The sequence below is a fragment of the Pseudomonas sp. EYE_354 genome, assembly GCF_023148575.1.
Lineage (GTDB): Bacteria > Pseudomonadota > Gammaproteobacteria > Pseudomonadales > Pseudomonadaceae > Aquipseudomonas.
On the sequence record NZ_JAHXNQ010000003.1, the window covers coordinates 94,958 to 111,401 of the forward strand.

At 61.5% G+C, this 16,444-nt stretch carries 14 protein-coding genes; 4 read left to right on the plus strand and 10 right to left on the minus strand.

What is annotated here, in order from left to right; translation table 11 throughout:
• Window positions 1-5 precede the first annotated feature (5 nt).
• Window positions 6-947 carry a phasin family protein gene (locus KZX66_RS05115; protein WP_248077103.1) on the plus strand — a complete coding sequence of 314 codons (942 nt, stop codon included), beginning with the start codon at window positions 6-8 and terminating at the stop codon, window positions 945-947.
• 107 nt (window positions 948-1,054) lie between these two features.
• Here the strand turns inward: KZX66_RS05115 and KZX66_RS05120 are convergent, their stop codons facing one another.
• The 10 genes from KZX66_RS05120 to KZX66_RS05165 form a co-directional block, all read right to left on the minus strand.
• Entirely contained in the window at window positions 1,055-1,675 is a 621-nt protein-coding gene (locus KZX66_RS05120) for a TetR/AcrR family transcriptional regulator (protein ID WP_248077106.1), read from the minus strand.
• A 27-nt stretch (window positions 1,676-1,702) separates the two neighbouring features.
• Entirely contained in the window at window positions 1,703-3,385 is a 1,683-nt protein-coding gene (gene phaC, locus KZX66_RS05125) for a class II poly(R)-hydroxyalkanoic acid synthase (protein WP_248077111.1), read from the minus strand.
• An 88-nt stretch (window positions 3,386-3,473) separates the two neighbouring features.
• A complete protein-coding gene (gene phaZ / locus KZX66_RS05130) occupies window positions 3,474-4,319 on the minus strand; it encodes a poly(3-hydroxyalkanoate) depolymerase (protein ID WP_248077115.1) in 846 nt (281 codons plus the stop codon).
• A gap of 77 nt (window positions 4,320-4,396) precedes the next feature.
• Window positions 4,397-6,076, minus strand: a complete 1,680-nt coding sequence (phaC, locus tag KZX66_RS05135; RefSeq protein WP_248077118.1) for a class II poly(R)-hydroxyalkanoic acid synthase — start codon at window positions 6,074-6,076, stop codon at window positions 4,397-4,399.
• A 249-nt stretch (window positions 6,077-6,325) separates the two neighbouring features.
• Entirely contained in the window at window positions 6,326-6,703 is a 378-nt protein-coding gene (locus KZX66_RS05140; RefSeq protein WP_248077123.1) for a DUF971 domain-containing protein, read from the minus strand.
• Window positions 6,704-6,783: 80 nt separating this feature from the next.
• Window positions 6,784-8,121 (minus strand): ATP-dependent protease ATPase subunit HslU, encoded by a 1,338-nt coding sequence (gene hslU, locus KZX66_RS05145; RefSeq protein ID WP_248077129.1) that lies wholly within the window; start codon window positions 8,119-8,121, stop codon window positions 6,784-6,786.
• Window positions 8,122-8,158: 37 nt separating this feature from the next.
• Complete coding sequence (gene hslV / locus KZX66_RS05150) at window positions 8,159-8,689, minus strand: ATP-dependent protease subunit HslV (RefSeq protein ID WP_003171209.1); 531 nt, start codon at window positions 8,687-8,689, stop codon at window positions 8,159-8,161.
• Window positions 8,690-8,877: 188 nt separating this feature from the next.
• Entirely contained in the window at window positions 8,878-9,579 is a 702-nt protein-coding gene (locus KZX66_RS05155; RefSeq protein ID WP_248077132.1) for an SPOR domain-containing protein, read from the minus strand.
• A gap of 1 nt (window position 9,580) precedes the next feature.
• Window positions 9,581-11,317, minus strand: a complete 1,737-nt coding sequence (argS, locus tag KZX66_RS05160) for an arginine--tRNA ligase (protein ID WP_248077136.1) — start codon at window positions 11,315-11,317, stop codon at window positions 9,581-9,583.
• Window positions 11,318-11,427: 110 nt separating this feature from the next.
• Complete coding sequence (locus tag KZX66_RS05165; RefSeq protein WP_248077140.1) at window positions 11,428-13,647, minus strand: primosomal protein N'; 2,220 nt, start codon at window positions 13,645-13,647, stop codon at window positions 11,428-11,430.
• Window positions 13,648-13,874: 227 nt separating this feature from the next.
• On the opposite strand from KZX66_RS05165, the gene rpmE reads away from it, so the two are divergent.
• The 3 genes from rpmE (at window position 13,875) to KZX66_RS05180 (ending at window position 16,379) form a co-directional block, all read left to right on the plus strand.
• Window positions 13,875-14,108 (plus strand): 50S ribosomal protein L31, encoded by a 234-nt coding sequence (rpmE, locus tag KZX66_RS05170; RefSeq protein ID WP_005784030.1) that lies wholly within the window; start codon window positions 13,875-13,877, stop codon window positions 14,106-14,108.
• A 14-nt stretch (window positions 14,109-14,122) separates the two neighbouring features.
• Complete coding sequence (locus KZX66_RS05175; RefSeq protein ID WP_248077143.1) at window positions 14,123-14,932, plus strand: thermonuclease family protein; 810 nt, start codon at window positions 14,123-14,125, stop codon at window positions 14,930-14,932.
• A gap of 178 nt (window positions 14,933-15,110) precedes the next feature.
• Window positions 15,111-16,379 carry a malic enzyme-like NAD(P)-binding protein gene (locus KZX66_RS05180; protein WP_248077146.1) on the plus strand — a complete coding sequence of 423 codons (1,269 nt, stop codon included), beginning with the start codon at window positions 15,111-15,113 and terminating at the stop codon, window positions 16,377-16,379.
• Window positions 16,380-16,444: the final 65 nt, after the last annotated feature.

Genomic DNA, 16,444 nt, shown 5'->3' on the forward strand with positions numbered 1-16,444 from the left:
TCGGGATGGCTGTTAAAAAGACTACTCAGAAAGAAGGCAGCTCGTGGGTCGGGAAAGTTGAAGAATATTCCCGCAAGATCTGGCTCGCGGGTTTAGGCGTGTACTCGAAGATCGACAGTGACGGCAGCAAACTCTTCGAGACTCTGGTTAAAGACGGTGAGAAGGCCGAGAAGTTGACCAAGAGCGCAGTGGGTAAACAAGTCGGTGCGGCTAAAGCGACTGCCGGCTCGCGCATCAGTGATGCGAAGAAACAGGTATTGGGTACTTGGGGCGAACTTGAAGGGGCGCTGGATAAACGTCTCAACAGTGCTATTTCGCGTTTGGGCGTGCCGAGCAAGGCTGAATTGAAAGCATTGCACGGCAAGGTCGATACCCTGACCAAGCAAATCGAGAAACTCACCGGTGCCAAAGTGGCTCCAGTGAAAGCAGCGGCAGCTAAACCGGCGGCCAAGCCTGCCGCTAAAACCGCCGCGGCCAAACCCGCTGCGAAAGCTGCTGCCAAGCCTCTGGTAAAAGCCGCCGCCAAACCGGCTGCAAAACCTGCGGCCAAGGCCCCGGCAAAAGCGGCCGCCAAGCCTGCTGCCAAAACCGCAGCCGCCAAACCTGCGGCCAAGTCCGCTGCAAAACCGGTCGCGGCCAAAGCAGCGGCCAAGCCGGCAGCCAAGGCGGCCACCAAACCCGCAGCCAAGCCTGCGGCTAAAACCGCAGCCGCTAAGCCTGCTGCCAAGCCAGCCGCTGCGAAACCAGCCGCCAAGGCCGCCGCTAAACCTGCGGCGGCGAAGAAGCCGGCAGTTGCGAAAAAAGCCGCTGTACCAAAGCCTGCCGTTGCCGCCAAGCCGGCCACCCCGGCTCCGGCTGCTTCGACAACCAACTCGGTGTCCGCACCGGCACCCGCTGTAGCCCCGACTGCAACGCCGGCAACCCCGACGCCATCCAGTCAGTCCTGATTCTTCAGGCGCACAAACGCCCTGCCTGTGAAGGCAGGGCGTTTTTTTTGCGCGCCCAAAACGTCGCGATGGACGTCACCGGCTGCCAGATGTCACGTGTCTGATCCTCAAGCCGGCTCCTCCAGATAGCCCAGTGCCAGGCGTTCCGTCGCCAGCCGCGCCGGTAACAGCAGATGCGGCGCTACCAGCATCATGATCTGGTACACCGCCACCCGTACTTCGCCGTCGCGGCCGAGAATCCGTTGATAGTCCAGGGAGAACAGCAGCGTCATGGTGATCTGTTCCACCAGTTGCCCGAGCGCCTGGGTATCGCTCACCAATTGCCCATCCGCCTTGAGTCGAGCCAGCAACGAAGCGAGTGTGCGCTTGAGGGCGTTGAGCAGGGTGCGAATGCCCTTGGCCAGTTTTGGCAGGCGTCCGGCCAGGTTCGACAGGTCCTGGAACAGAAACCGGTAATGGGCCATGCGCTCGACGATCAAGTGCAGGAACAGCCAGTAATCCTCAGCCACCAATTGCGCATCGGCCGGTGGGTCGAGCAACGGCGCCAACTCCTGTTGAAAATGCTCGAACAGCCCGAGCACCAGGGGCTCCTTGCCATGGAAGTGATAGTAGAGGTTGCCGGGGCTGATCCCCATTTCATTGGCCACCTCCATGGTCGACACGTTCGGCTCGCCCTTCTGGTTGAACAACTGCAGGGCACATTCAAGGATACGGTCGCGGGTCTTCATCCAGTCTTCTTAATGTGATCGTTGAGCTCAGCGTATGTGCACGTAAGTGCCCGGCGCCGCTTCCATTGGTGGGTAATTCTGGTTGCCCAGGGCGGTGAGGGTTTCGCGTTGTACGCCCGAGCGTTGCTGGATCCACGCCAGCCACTGCGGCCACCAACTGCCTTCGACATGGTTGGCGTCGTAGTACCAGGCGCGCGGGTCGCTGCTCAGTTTGTGGTTCTCGACATAGTTGGCCTTGGGGTTGCCCGGCGGGTTGAGGATGCTCTGGATATGCCCGCTGTTGGACAGCACGAAGCGCCGGTCCCCACCAAGCAGTTGCGTGGAACGGTACACCGCGTCCCACGGCGTGATGTGATCGTTGATCCCGGCCACGCTGAAGCTGTCCACCGTGACTTTCTGCAAGTCGATGGGCGTGCCGCACACTTCCAGGCCACCGGGATGGCTCAGTGGGTTGTGCTTGAAGAAGTCCAGCAGGTCGCCATGCAGCGCGGCGGGCAGACGGGTGTTGTCGTTGTTCCAGTACAGGATGTCGAAGGCTGGCGGCTCTTTGCCCAGCAGGTAGTTATTGATCCAGTAATTCCAGATCAGATCATTGGGGCGCATCCAGGCGAACACCTTGGCCATGTCGCGGCCGTCCAGCACGCCTTGCTGATAGGAGCGGCGCTTGGCGGCTTCCAGGGTTTGCTCATCGGCGAACAAGGTGGCGGGGCTGTCGATCTGGCTGTCCAGCAGGCTTACCAGGTAGCTGGCGCTGGAGATGCGGCGCAGCTGGCGTTTGGCTTGCAGGTGGCCCTGCAGGGCGGCGATGGTCAGGCCGCCTGCGCAGGCGCCCATCAGGTTGACCTCGCGCGCGCCAGTGATCGCCCGGCACACATTGAGTGCTTCTTCCAACGCGGCGACGTAGGTGGACAAGCTCCACTCGCGGTGCCGCACATCCGGGTTACGCCAGCTGACCATAAACGTCTGCAGGCCGTTCTTGAGGGCGTATTGCACAAAGCTGTTAGCCGGGCTCAGGTCAAAAATGTAGTACTTGTTGATTTGCGGCGGCACGATCAGCAGCGGCCTGGCGTACTGCTTTTCGCTCATGGGCTTGTATTGGATCAGCTCCAGCAGCTCATTGCGAAACACCACGGCGCCTGGGGTGGTGGCGACGGTCTTACCCACTTCGAAGGCGTGCTTGCTCACCTGGCGCGGCAGGCCGTTGTTGTGCAGCAAATCTTCGAACAGGTTACTCACGCCGCGCACCATGCTGTTGCCGCCGGAGTTGAGTAACTCCTTGATCGCCAGCGGGTTGAGCAGGGTGTTGGACGGTGACACCGCGTCGTTGATCAGCGCAAAGGCAAAGTGCGCGCGGGCCCGGTCGTCGTCGCTCAAGGTGCTGTCGTCGATCCACTGGCGGGTTTGCTTCTGCCAGCTCAGGTAGGCCTGCAGGCTGCGCCGATAAAACGGGTTGAGGGCCCAGGTCGGGTCAACGAAGCGACTGTCGCGCGGGTTGGGTTCATGCACGGTTTCACCGAGCAGCACGCGGCCCAGTTGGCCGCCCAGTGCCAGCGCATGACGGGCGGTATGCACCGGGTTGCGCAGGCCATGAACGGCGACGCTGCGCAGCGTGGACAGCAGGTCCCGGCCGCGCAGACCGGTGATCGCATTTTGCGCATTAATGAACGCGGCGGGGGTGGGCGCCGGGTTCGTCACGGGTCTTTCTCGCATGAGCCAACACTCCTTCGTCAAGCGATCAACGGGCACGCCAATTCAGAACCATAGTCGGTTCCTGGCAAGTTGCGCGGCGATGTGGTCCTTACATCGCCGGTCTTGGGTGAATCACTGCGCGCAGGCGCTCTTGCTCCAGGAATTTCATGATGATCGGCGCCACGGCTTCGGCCCGGGTGATCAGGAACAGGTGGCCGTCATCGATGATGTGCAACTGGGCGTTGGGAATGCGCCAGGCCAGCATGCGCATGTTAATCAGCGGAATCAGCGGGTCATCGTCCCCGGCCAGCACCAGGGTCGGCTGGCGGATCTTGTGCAGCCAGTGGATGCTGGTCCAGCCCAGACCTGCGAACAGCTGCCAGTAATAGCCCAGTTTGCCGGCCGAACGCACTTTGCTGGCATGCTCGGCAGCCAGTTTTGAGTCGCGGCGGAACGAGCCGCCATAAATCATCGGCGCGATGCGCACCACATGGGACGGTTGGATGTAACGCCGCGGGCTGGCCATCAGCCATAGCACCTTCGGCTTGCCCGGCACCATCACCGCTCCCGCCGCCGTGGCCGCGAGGATCAACTTCTTGCAGCGCTCCGGATAGTCGTAGGCAAATTGCTGTGCCAACGCGCCGCCCCAGGACACCCCGACGACGTTCACCTGGCCATAGTCCAAGTAATCGAGCATGCGCGCGGTGAGTTTGGCCAGGCCGGGAAAACGGTAGGGCCGCTTGGGCGTTGAGGAACCGCCCACGCCTGGCACATCGAAGGCGATCACTTCCAGATCGGGGTCCAGCGCTTGAACGAACGGAAACACCAACTCAAGGTTGGCGCCGATGCCGTTGAAAATCAGCAGCGGCGTCAAGTGAGGCTTGCCTGGGCGTACCGCCGTGCGGATGGTTTGGCCATCCAGGTCGATGGTACGGAAGATGAACGGTTGCGGCATGGTGGAACCCTTGGGGTTAGAGGGGCAGCTTCAAGCCTCAAGCCGAACTCAATCAGCTTGAGGCTTGCAGCTTGAAGCTAGCGTTCATGCACATAGGTACCCGGTGCCGACTCGGCCGCGGCGTAAGTTTTGTTACCCAGGATTGTCGGCGCCTTCTTCAATTTTCCCGCCCGCTCCGCTTGCCAGGCCTGCCAATGCAGCCACCACGAATCCGTGTGCTTGGTTGCGTTCTCCTGCCATTCCAGCGGCTTTCCCGCCAGGGTGTCGCTGGTCTGGTAGCGCGCTTTGGGGTTGCCGGGCGGATTGAGGATGCTCTGAATATGCCCGCTGCTCGACAGCACGAACTCCACCTTGCCACCGAACAGTTGCGCAGACTTGTAGCAGGACTGCCACGGCGTGATGTGGTCATTGGTACCGGCCAGGGAGTAAATATCGGCGGTGACCTGTTTGAGGTCGATAGGCGTGCCGCACACTTCCAGGGCATTGGCGCGTACCAACGGGTTGTTTTTGAACAGTTCGATCAGGTCGCCGTGGAACGCCGCGGGCAGGCGCGTGGTGTCGTTGTTCCAGAACAGAATGTCGAACACCGGCGGCTCGTTGCCCAGCAGGTAGTTATTGACCCAGTAGTTCCAGATCAGGTCGTTGGGGCGCATCCAGGCAAACACCTTGGCCATGTCGCGGCCTTCCAGCACGCCGGCCTGGTAGGAGTGGCGCTTGGCCGCCTCCAGGGTTTGCTCATCGACGAACAACGCCACCTGAGTATCCAGGGTGGTGTCGAGCACGCTGACCAGCAGGGTCAGGGCATTGACCTTCTTTTCCCCCAGCGCGGCGTAGTGACCGAGCAGGGCCGTGCACGTGATGCCGCCGGAGCAGGCGCCAAGCATGTTGATGTCTTTGCTGCCGGTGATCGCCGTGACCACATCCACCGCTTCCTTGAGTGCCTCGATATAGGTCGACAGACCCCACTCACGCTGGGCCTTGGTCGGGTTACGCCAGCTGACGATAAAGGTCTGCTGCCCATTACGCAGGCAGAACCGCGCCAGGCTCTTATCCGGGCTCAGGTCGAATACGTAGAATTTGTTGATCTGCGGCGGAACCACCAGCAGTGGGCGCTCATGCACCTGTTCGGTGATCGGCTTGTACTGGATCAGCTCCAGCACGTCATTGCGAAACACCACCGCGCCTTCGGTGGTGCCCAGGGACTTGCCCACTTCAAAGGCGCCCATGTTGACCTGGCTCGGCATGCCGCCGTTGTGCACCATGTCCTTGGCCAAGTGCGACAGGCCGTCGAGCAGGCTTTTGCCGCCGGTTTCAAAGAAACGTTTGACGGCTGCCGGGTTGGCCGCGCTGTTGGTGGGGGCCATGGCTTCGGTCATCAGGTTGATCACGAAGTGGCCGCGGCTGATGTCCTGTTCCGACAGGTTGCTGTCGCCGATCCAGTCGTGCAGTTCCTTGCGCCACGCCAGGTAGGTCTGCAGGTAGCGTTTATAGAGCGGGTTCTGGCTCCAGGCCGGGTCGTGGAAGCGACGGTCGTCGCTCTCCGGCGCCAGCGCCGATTTGCCGAACATCACGTTCTTGAGTTCAACGCCGAAATGGGCGACGTGTTTGACGCTGTGCAACGGTTGCTTGATGGCTTGGGTCAGCACCATCTTTGCTGAAGCCAATAAATCCTTTTTGCGTAACGCGATGATCGGGTTCAGCCCCAGGGTGTTTTCCGAGGCCTGGCGTTTCAAGTCATCGTTGTTCTTGTTACTCATCTACGACGCTCCATTGTCCGAAAGACGAGTACCGGGTACCGCTGCGCACGAAGTTTCGATACACAACACAAGCCTGGTACTGCGACTCGGGTGACCGTTGATACCGCATCGTCAAATGCAGGGAACTTGCCAGTTCCATTGGTTACCCGAGTTTAAATTTTTTCGCAAGCGGGCCGATCGTTGGCCGCGCGACAGGGCATTCAAGCAGATGAAATTAGAAAATGCCCACTAATGAGCAAGAGGCCTGGGCTAGAGCATCAGCCGCACGACCGATTGACTCGGGTCGCGGGTTTTTCCGGCGGCCTTGAGCTCGGCAAGATAATCGGCCCACAGCGCGTCCTGACGCACGGCGAGTTGATAGAGGTAGTCCCAGGTGAACAGTCCGCTGTCATGTCCGTCGTCGAAGGTCAATTTCAGTGCGTACTGACCGGCTGGTTCTATCTTGATCAACTTAACGTTGAGCTTGCCGAATTGCAGGATGGGTTTGCCGTGGCCCTGGACCTCGGCGGAAGGCGAGTGCACCCGCAGCAGTTCGGCGGGCAACTGGTAGACCTCATCGGGCCCGTAGGTGAGGCCGAGGGTGTTGGAGGTTTTGTGCAAATTAACAGCGGTGGGGAATTTTGGCATTGGGGGACACCTTGGGCTGCACGCTACAAGCGGCAAGTTGAGTGTGTTCAGCTTGCGGCTCGTAGCTTACAGCTTGCGGCTTACAGAATGTATCGCGACAGGTCTTCGTTCTGCGCCAATTCGCCCAGGTGGCTGTTGACGTAGTCGGCGTCGATCTTGATCGCTTCGCCATTCTGCGCACCGGCCATGTCGCCCGCGCTGAAGGACACTTCCTCGAGCAGGCGCTCAAGCAAGGTGTGCAGGCGACGGGCACCGATGTTCTCGGTCTTCTCGTTGACCTGCCAGGCGATCTCCGCCAGGCGCTTGATGCCGTCGGCCTGGAACTCGATCTTCAAGCCTTCGGTTTTCAGCAGTTCGCGGTATTGCTCGGTGAGCGACGCGTGCGGTTCGCTGAGGATGCGTTCGAAGTCGCCCGGCGTCAGCGCCTTGAGTTCCACGCGAATCGGCAGACGGCCTTGTAGCTCCGGCACCAGATCGCTTGGCTTGCTCAAGTGGAACGCACCGGAGGCGATGAACAGGATGTGGTCGGTCTTGACCATGCCCAGCTTGGTGTTCACCGTGCAGCCTTCGATCAGCGGCAGCAGGTCGCGCTGCACGCCTTCGCGGGAGACATCGACGCCACCGGAGTTACCGCGCTTGGCCACTTTGTCGATCTCATCGATAAACACGATGCCGTGCTGCTCGACCGCTTCGAGGGCCTTGGCCTTGAGCTCTTCCTCGTTCACCAGGCGCCCGGCTTCTTCATCGCGCACCAGCTTGAGGGCCTCTTTAACCTTGAGCTTGCGGCTCTTCTTCTTGCCCTTGCCCATGTTGGCGAACAGGTTCTGCAACTGGCTGGTCATTTCTTCCATGCCAGGCGGGGCAGAGATGTCTACGCCAGACACTTCGGCGACTTCGATCTCGATTTCCTTGTCGTCCAACTGGCCTTCGCGCAGGCGCTTGCGGAACAGCTGGCGGGTGTTCGAGTCCGACGACGGCGCGGCGTCTTCGTTGAAGCCCATGCGTGCCGGTGGCAGCAGGGCGTCGAGGATGCGTTCTTCGGCGGCGTCTTCGGCGCGGTGGCTGACCTTGGTCACTTCCTGTTCGCGCAGCATCTTCAGGGCGGCGTCGGCCAGATCACGGATGATCGACTCCACATCGCGGCCCACATAGCCGACTTCGGTGAACTTGGTCGCTTCGACCTTGATGAACGGTGCATTGGCGAGTTTGGCCAGGCGACGGGCGATCTCGGTTTTACCGACACCGGTCGGACCGATCATCAGGATGTTCTTGGGCGTTACTTCAACGCGCAGTTCGGCGGGCAGTTGCATGCGGCGCCAGCGGTTACGCAGGGCGATGGCAACGGCGCGCTTGGCATCGTCCTGGCCGATGATATGGCGGTTGAGTTCGTGGACGATTTCGCGGGGAGTCATGGACATAGTGTTTGGCGGCCTCAAGCGGGAATAAGCCTACGGCTTACTCTGCGAGGTCCTGCTCCTCAATGGTCTGGTTGTGGTTGGTAAACACGCAGATATCGCCTGCGATACCCAGGGCGGTCTCGACGATTTCACGGGCCGACAGATCGGTTTTCTTCAGCAGTGCGCTGGCCGCCGCTTGGGCGTAGCCACCGCCGGAACCCATGGCGATCAGGCCATGCTCTGGCTCAACCACGTCACCGTTACCGGTGATGATCAGGGACGCGTCTTTGTTAGCAACAGCCAGCATGGCTTCCAGGCGGCTCAGGGAGCGGTCGGTGCGCCATTCTTTGGCGAGCTCGACGGCGGCGCGCACGAGGTGGCCCTGGTGTTTTTCCAGTTGGCCTTCGAAACGCTCAAAGAGGGTGAAAGCGTCGGCGGTGGCGCCTGCGAAACCGGCGAGTACCTGGCCGTGGTACAGGCGACGCACTTTTTTGGCGTTGCCTTTCATCACGGTATTACCCAGGGAAACCTGGCCGTCGCCGCCCATGACGACTTTGCCGTGGCGACGTACTGAAACGATGGTGGTCAAGGGGAGAGTCTCCACGCAGCGGGGCGAAAATGCCCTGATGGAAACTGATATGGGGGTGGTGGGGGTGATTTCAAGCGTAGGACATGTGCTGAGCAGGCTTGCGGTGATGAGCGGGTTTGCACCCGCGCGGGGCGAGCCCGCTCACCACCACAAGCGCCCTCAGACACTTTGACTGGTGTTGCCTGGGGTCAGCGGCTCTGGCGTTGTTGTAACAACAGGTTGCTAAACCCGGCGCCGGCCAATTGTTTCTGGGCCACGGTCAGCTGTTCACGGTTGCTGAACGGCCCGACCAGCACGCGGTACCAGGTCGCGTCCTTGACCGTACCGGACTCCACCGTCACCGACTGGCCCAACAGGATGATCTGCGCCCGCACACGGTCCGCATCCGCCTGTTTCGGGAACGAGCCCGCTTGCAGGAAGAACTTGGTCACAGGCGCCGCTTTGGTTTCGGCCACGGGCGGTGCCGGCGGTGGGGTAATCCCGGCCAGCGCCGCCTGGGCGCGCGCGGTGTCGATTTTCGCCGCTTCTGCCGGCGTCACCGGGGTGGTCGGCACTTGTGGGGTCGGCAGGGTTTTTTCCGGCACGGCGTCGGGCGGCACGATCACTTCCGATTCCGGTAGCAAGGTGTAGAAGTCGTACTTCGGCTTCACCGGTGCGGTCGGGCTCGGCGCAGTCTTGTTGGCTTCAGCGATTTTGCTGGCCTTCTGCTGTTCCTGTTTGACCCGTTTGACGTCATCACCCTGGCCTGGATCCAGCTTCATCAAGAACACGATAAACGCGCCGACGGAAAGACCGATGGCCATCCACAACCAGCCCGGAATCGGCTTCTTCGCCGGGGCCTGGTAGCGGCTGGCGCCGCGCTTGGGTGCAGGTTTTTTCTTGGCAGCCAACTTACATACGCTCCAGAGTTTCCAGGCCCAACAGTTCCAGGCCTTGCTTGAGGGTCCGTCCAGCCAGTGCGGCAAGGCGCAGGCGACTTTGCTTCTGCGCTTCGTCGTCGGCGGTGAGGATCGGGCAGTTCTCGTAGAAGCTGGAGAACAGGCCGGCGACTTCATACAGGTAGGTGCACAGGATGTGCGGCGTGCCCTTTTCGCCGACGCTGTTCAGCACTTCGCCAAATTGGGCCAGTTTGGCCGCCAGTTCCTGTTCATGGGGCGCGTCCAGCATGATCCGGCCTTCGACTTCGTTGAAGTCCTTGCCCAGTTTGCGGAACACGCCGGCCACGCGGGTGTACGCGTACAGCAGGTACGGCGCGGTGTTGCCTTCGAAGTTGAGCATCAGTTCGAAGTTGAAGCTGTAGTCGCTGGTGCGATGCTTGGACAGATCGGCGTATTTCACCGCGCCAATACCGACCACGCGGGCAATGTTGCGCAAGTCGGCCTCGGCCAGTTCCGGGTTCTTTTCCTTCACCAGGTTGTAGGCACGTTCCTGGGCTTCGTTGAGCAGGTCGATCAGTTTGACCGTGCCGCCGTCGCGGGTCTTGAACGGGCGGCCGTCAGCGCCGTTCATGGTGCCGAAGCCCATGTGTTCCATGTGCATCGGGTGAGTCACGAAGCCTGCACGATGCGCCACTTCGAACACCTGCTGGAAGTGCAGCGCCTGGCGCTGGTCGACGAAGTACAGCGCACGGTCAGCCTTGAGCACGCCGCTGCGGTAGCGCACGGCGGCCAGGTCGGTGGTGGCGTAGAGGTAGCCGCCATCGGCCTTGACGATGATCACCGGCAGCGGCTCGCCGTCGGCGGTCTTGAATTCTTCGAGGAACACGCACTGGGCGCCGTTGCTCTCCACCAGCAGACCCTTGGCCTTGAGGTCGTTGACCACGTTGATGAGGTCGTCGTTGTAGGCGCTTTCGCCCATCACGTCAGCCATGGTCAACTTGACGTTGAGCAGCTCGTAGATTTCCTGGCAGTGGGACAGCGAGATATCGCGGAAACGGTTCCACAGCGCCAGGCATTCGGCATCGCCTGCCTGCAGCTTGACCACCAGGCCACGGGCGCGATCGGCGAATGCTTCGGACTCGTCGAAACGCTTTTTGGCGGCGCGGTAGAAATTTTCCAGGTCCGACAGCTCGTTGCTGGTGATCGGGTTCTCTTGCAGGTAGGCCATCAACATGCCGAACTGCGTGCCCCAGTCGCCCACGTGGTTCTGACGGATCACGGTGTCGCCGAGGAACTCCAGCACCCGCGCCACGCCGTCGCCGATGATGGTCGAGCGCAGGTGACCCACGTGCATCTCTTTGGCCAGGTTCGGTGCCGACAGGTCGACGACCACGCGCTGAGCAGCCCCTGCTTTGCGTGCACCGATCCTGGCATCGGCCAGGGCGGCGTCCAGGCGCGAGGCCAGGGCCTGGGTGTTCTGGAAGAAGTTGATAAAGCCGGGGCCGGCGATTTCAGCCTTGGTGATGCTCTCGTCGGCCGGCAGCGCGGCGATGATTTTTTCCGCCAGGTCGCGCGGTTTCATGCCGGCAGGCTTGGAGAGCATCATCGCGATGTTGCTGGCGAAGTCACCGTGGGTCTTGTCGCGGGTGTTCTCTACCTGGATCGCCGGCGTCAGGCCTTCAGGCAACACACCTTCGTTGACGAGTTGGGTGAGGGCTTGTTGGATCAGCTGGCGAATGGTGTCTTTCATGGTGTTCTCTTTCGACCGCAAGCGGCGGCGCGCGATGCGCAGGTGGAAAAACTGGGCATTATCCGTGGCGAGGGCGGGCTTGCCAACCTTCGCGGGACCTGCGGCCAGGCTTAATACAAATCTACCGGGTCTACATCCAACGACCATCGCACCTGTCGGCCGCTGGGCATTTGCTCCAGGGCAAGTAACCAGCTGCTTAATAACCGATGCAGCGGCGCGCGGGAGGTGGCTTGCAACAGCAGTTGCGCGCGGTAGCGCCCGGCGCGGCGCTCCATGGGCGCGGGCACCGGGCCGAGCAATTCGATGCCGCTCAGTCCCAGCTCGCCGAGTAAATGCTCGGCGGCGCTGCAGGCTTCATCCAGAAAGCTTTCGGCCTGCCCCGGTTTGTGGGCTTCGGCGCGCAGCAGGGCCAAGTGGGCAAAGGGCGGCAGGCCGGCGGAGCGGCGTTCGCTCAAGGCCTGTTCGGCAAAGGCGAAGTAGCCTTGTTCGGTCAGTTGAATCAGTAGCGGGTGGTCGGCCAGGTGGGTCTGGATAATCACCTTGCCCGGCTCTTCGGCACGCCCGGCGCGGCCGGCGACTTGCACGATCAACTGCGCCATGCGTTCGCTGGCGCGGAAGTCGCCGGAGAACAAACCACCGTCGGCGTCCAAAATCGATACCAGGGTCACCCGCGGAAAGTGATGCCCCTTGGCAAGCATTTGCGTGCCCACCAGGATGCACGGCTGGCCCTTCTGGATGGTGGCAAACAGCTGATTCATCGCGTCTTTGCGCGAGGTGCTGTCGCGATCGACCCGCAATACCGGGTAGTCCGGGAACAGGATGCCCAGCCGTTCCTCTGCGCGCTCGGTGCCTGCGCCCACCGGTCGCAGGTCGACCTTGCCGCACTGCGGGCAGTGGCGCGGTACCCGTTCGACGTGGCCGCAATGATGGCAGCGCAACTCGCCGTGACGCTGGTGCACAGTCATGCGCGCATCGCAGCGCTCGCATTCGGACATCCAGCCGCAGTCATGGCACAGCAGTGTCGGCGCAAAGCCTCGGCGGTTGAGAAACACCAGGACTTGCTGGCCGGCGGCGAGGGTCTGGCCGATGGCTTGTTGCATCGGCCCGGAAATGCCGCTGTCCAGCGGACGGCTTTTTACGTCCAGGCGCAGGAAGCGCGGTTGCTTGGCGCCGCCGGCGCGCTCATTCAGGCGCAGCAGCCCGTAGCGGCCGGTGTAGGCGTTATGCAGGCTTTCCAGGGACGGCGTGGCCGAGCCCAGCACAATCGGGATGTCTTCCTGGCGCGCACGCACCAACGCCAGGTCACGGGCGTGGTAGCGCAGGCCTTCCTGCTGTTTGTAGGAGCCGTCGTGTTCCTCGTCGATGATGATCAGCCCGGGGTTTTTCATCGGCGTGAACAGGGCCGAGCGGGTGCCGATAATAATGTCGGCTTCGCCATCACGCGCCGCGAGCCAGGATTCCAGGCGCTCACGGTCGTTGACCGCCGAGTGCACCAGGGCGATGCGTGCGTTGAACCGCTGCTCGAAGCGCGCCAGGGTCTGCGGGCCGAGGTTGATCTCCGGGATCAGCACCAGCGCCTGTTTGCCGGCTTGCAGGGTTTCGCGGATCAACTGCAAATAGACTTCGGTCTTGCCGCTGCCGGTGACGCCGGCCAGCAGGAACGCGTGGAAACTGTCAAACCCTGCGCGAATGGCCTCATAGGCGGCGCGTTGTTCAGGGTTGAGCGGCAATTCCGGCTGGGCCAGCCAATGCTCATGGCGTGGGTCGGGGGCGTGCTTGCGGATCTCCACTTGCACCAGGCCCTTGGCCAGCAGCAGATCCAGGCTGTCTTTGCTCAGCATCAGCTTGCTCAACAGCTGATGGGCCACGCCATGGGGATGCTGGGCCAGGGTCGCCAGGGCCTCACGCTGGCGCGGCGCGCGGGCGATGCGTGGGTCGTCGAGGTGTGCGCCGGGGACCATCGACCAGAAACGCTCCTGGCGTGCCTCGGCCAGCTCGCCCTGGCGCAACAACACCGGCAGCGCCCAACTCAAGGTATCGCCCAGGCTGTGCTGGTAATACTGGGCTGTCCACAGGCACAGCTTGAACAACGCGGGCGGCAACGGTGGCGTGGCGTCGAGAATCGCCAGCGCGGGTTTTAGCTTCTCGGCAGGTACTTCGCTGTGGTCGGCGACTTCTATAAGGATGCCGATCATCTCCCGTCGGCCGAACGGTACGCGCACGCGCATGCCCGGCTGCAAGTGCGCCCGCAGCACGCCGGCCGGGGCTCGGTAGTCGAACAGGCGGCGCAGGGGCGAGGGCAGGGCTAGGCGCAAAATGGCGTCGGGCACGCGGGGAGTCTCATATAAAGGCGGGCGGTGATGCAGGGGCGCGAGCCTAGCAGACGAGGGGGGTGTTGGGTATGCCGTGGTTTTCTGATGAAAGGCGCTTTTATGTTCAGCTGCGACGGGTACCGCCGCTTGCGTGATTAAAAAGGTCTGGTAGAATCCGCGGCCTAATTACGTGCGGTATTCGACAATAGTGTCGAGTGGCGGCACGCTAGCCCGAGGAAGTCACCATGAAAGCCGATATCCATCCAGCGTACGAAACCATCGAAGTTACCTGCAGCTGCGGCAACAAGTTCGAAACGCGTTCGAACCTGTGCAAGCCACTGGGTACTGACGTATGCAACGAGTGCCACCCGTTCTACACCGGTAAGCAGAAAACTCTGGACACCGGCGGCCGTGTACAGCGCTTCGCAGATCGCTTTGGTGCTTTCGGCAAGAAGCCTGCTGCTACTCCAGCAGAGTAAGGCTCAAAAGCCTTATGGGCTTTTGCCAGCTGTTGAAAAAGGCGTCCCTTGCGGGCGCCTTTTTTGTGCCTGGGATTTGGCACCAAGCCGCCCAGGCCGGGGTGTTTTGCCCGGCGCCGGCGTCCTTGGTTCAGGTCGAGGTGCAGCGTGTGGTGGATGGCGACACGGTGCGCCTCAAAGACGGTCGCAGCGTGCGCATGATCGGCCTCAATGCCCCGGAAACCGCGAAAAAAGGCCGTACCGACGAGCCCTATGCCGTCGCCGCTCGCCAGCGTTTGCAGGCATTGGTGGCAACCAGTGGCGGTCGCGTCGGCCTGATGCCTGGGCGTGAGCGTAAAGACCGTTATGGTCGCACCCTGGCCCATCTCTTCGGCGCCGATGGCGAGAACCTTGAGGCGCAGCTGCTCGCTGAAGGCCTTGGCTTTCAAGTGGGGGTCGCGCCCAATGTCGATCTCGTCGCGTGTCAGCGGGCGGCTGAAAACGCGGCGCGTCAGGCCGGTTTGGGGCTTTGGCGACAATCGCCGGTGCGATCGGTGACCAGCCTCAGGCGGTCCGGCTTTGCCTTGGTCAGCGGCAGGGTGAGCAAAGTCGAACGCAACCGCGGTGGAATTTGGATCGAGTTGCAGGGTTCACTGGTATTACGCGTTGCACCCGATCTGGCCCGTCAATTCGACAGCGCGCTGCTGGATGGTCTGCAAGGCAAGCAGGTCGAGGCGCGAGGCTGGATTCAGGATCGTTCTTCGCGTGGCGGCCTGAAGAGCAGCCAGGCGCGCTGGATGTTGCCGCTGACCGATCCCGGTATGCTCAAATCCACTTTTGAATAAAAAATTGTAGACATTTTTTAATTGAATTGTGAACAGTGCGGCCCTTGTATCCCGTGGCTTTAGACTAAAGTACGGCGCTGCGGGGCCTTGACACCTGTGACCGAGCAGTCTTGTAGGGGCTTTACGACACGAGTATCCTCGGCGGTCCGTCGACCAACAGTAAAAGCGGAATGCCGATATGTCTGATTTGAAAACTGCCGCTCTCGAATATCATGCCAATCCTCGTCCAGGAAAGCTGAGTGTAGAGCTCACCAAAGCCACTGCCACTGCTCGCGACCTCTCGCTGGCCTACAGCCCTGGTGTTGCCGAGCCCGTACGTGAAATCGCCCGTGACCCTGAATTGGCGTACAAGTACACCGGCAAGGGCAACCTGGTTGCAGTGATTTCCGATGGCACCGCGATTCTTGGCCTGGGTAACCTCGGCCCATTGGCATCCAAGCCAGTCATGGAAGGCAAGGGCGTGCTGTTCAAGCGCTTCGCCGGCATCGACGTATTCGACATCGAAGTCGACTCCGAAAGCCCGCAGGCCTTCATCGACACCGTCAAGCGCATCTCCATCACCTTCGGTGGCATCAACCTGGAAGACATCAAGGCACCTGAGTGCTTTGAGATCGAAAAGGCTTTGATCGAGCAGTGCGACATTCCGGTATTCCACGATGACCAGCACGGCACGGCGATCGTGACCGCAGCCGGGATGATCAACGCCCTGGAAATCGCTGGCAAAACCCTGTCCGACGCTAAGATCGTCTGCCTGGGTGCCGGCGCTGCGGCCATCTCCTGCATGAAGCTGATCGTGAGCATGGGCGCCAAGCTGGAAAACATCTACATGGTCGACAGCAAGGGCGTGATCCAGTCCGAGCGTACCGACCTGAACCAGTACAAGGCGATGTTTGCCCACCCGTCCTCCAAGCGCACCCTGGCTGACGCCCTCGATGGTGCAGACGTGTTCGTCGGCCTGTCCGGCCCGAACCTGCTGAGCGCTGAAGGCCTGAAGTCGATGGCGGCCAACCCGATCGTGTTCGCCTGCTCCAACCCTGATCCGGAAATCGCCCCGGAGCTGGCCCATGCCACTCGCAACGACGTGATCATGGCCACCGGTCGTTCGGACTACCCGAACCAGGTCAACAACGTTCTGGGCTTCCCGTTCATCTTCCGTGGTGCCCTGGACGTTCGCGCCAAGCGCATCAATGAAGAGATGAAAGTAGCTGCCGCCAACGCCCTGCGCGAACTGGCCAAGCTGCCGGTGCCTCAGGATGTATGCGACGCCTACGGCGGCGCCAAACTGGAATTCGGCCGTGAGTACATCATTCCGAAACCAATGGACAAGCGCCTTATCACCCTGATCTCCGACGCCGTGGCCAAGGCCGCGATCGAGACCGGTGTGGCCACCCTGCCGTATCCGAAGAACTACCCGCTGCAAAGCGTGGATGATGTGTTCAACGGTTAATCGCAGCCCCATAAAAAACCCCGGCCTCTGAGCCGGGGTTTTTTATGGGGAAGCTGCACGCTGCA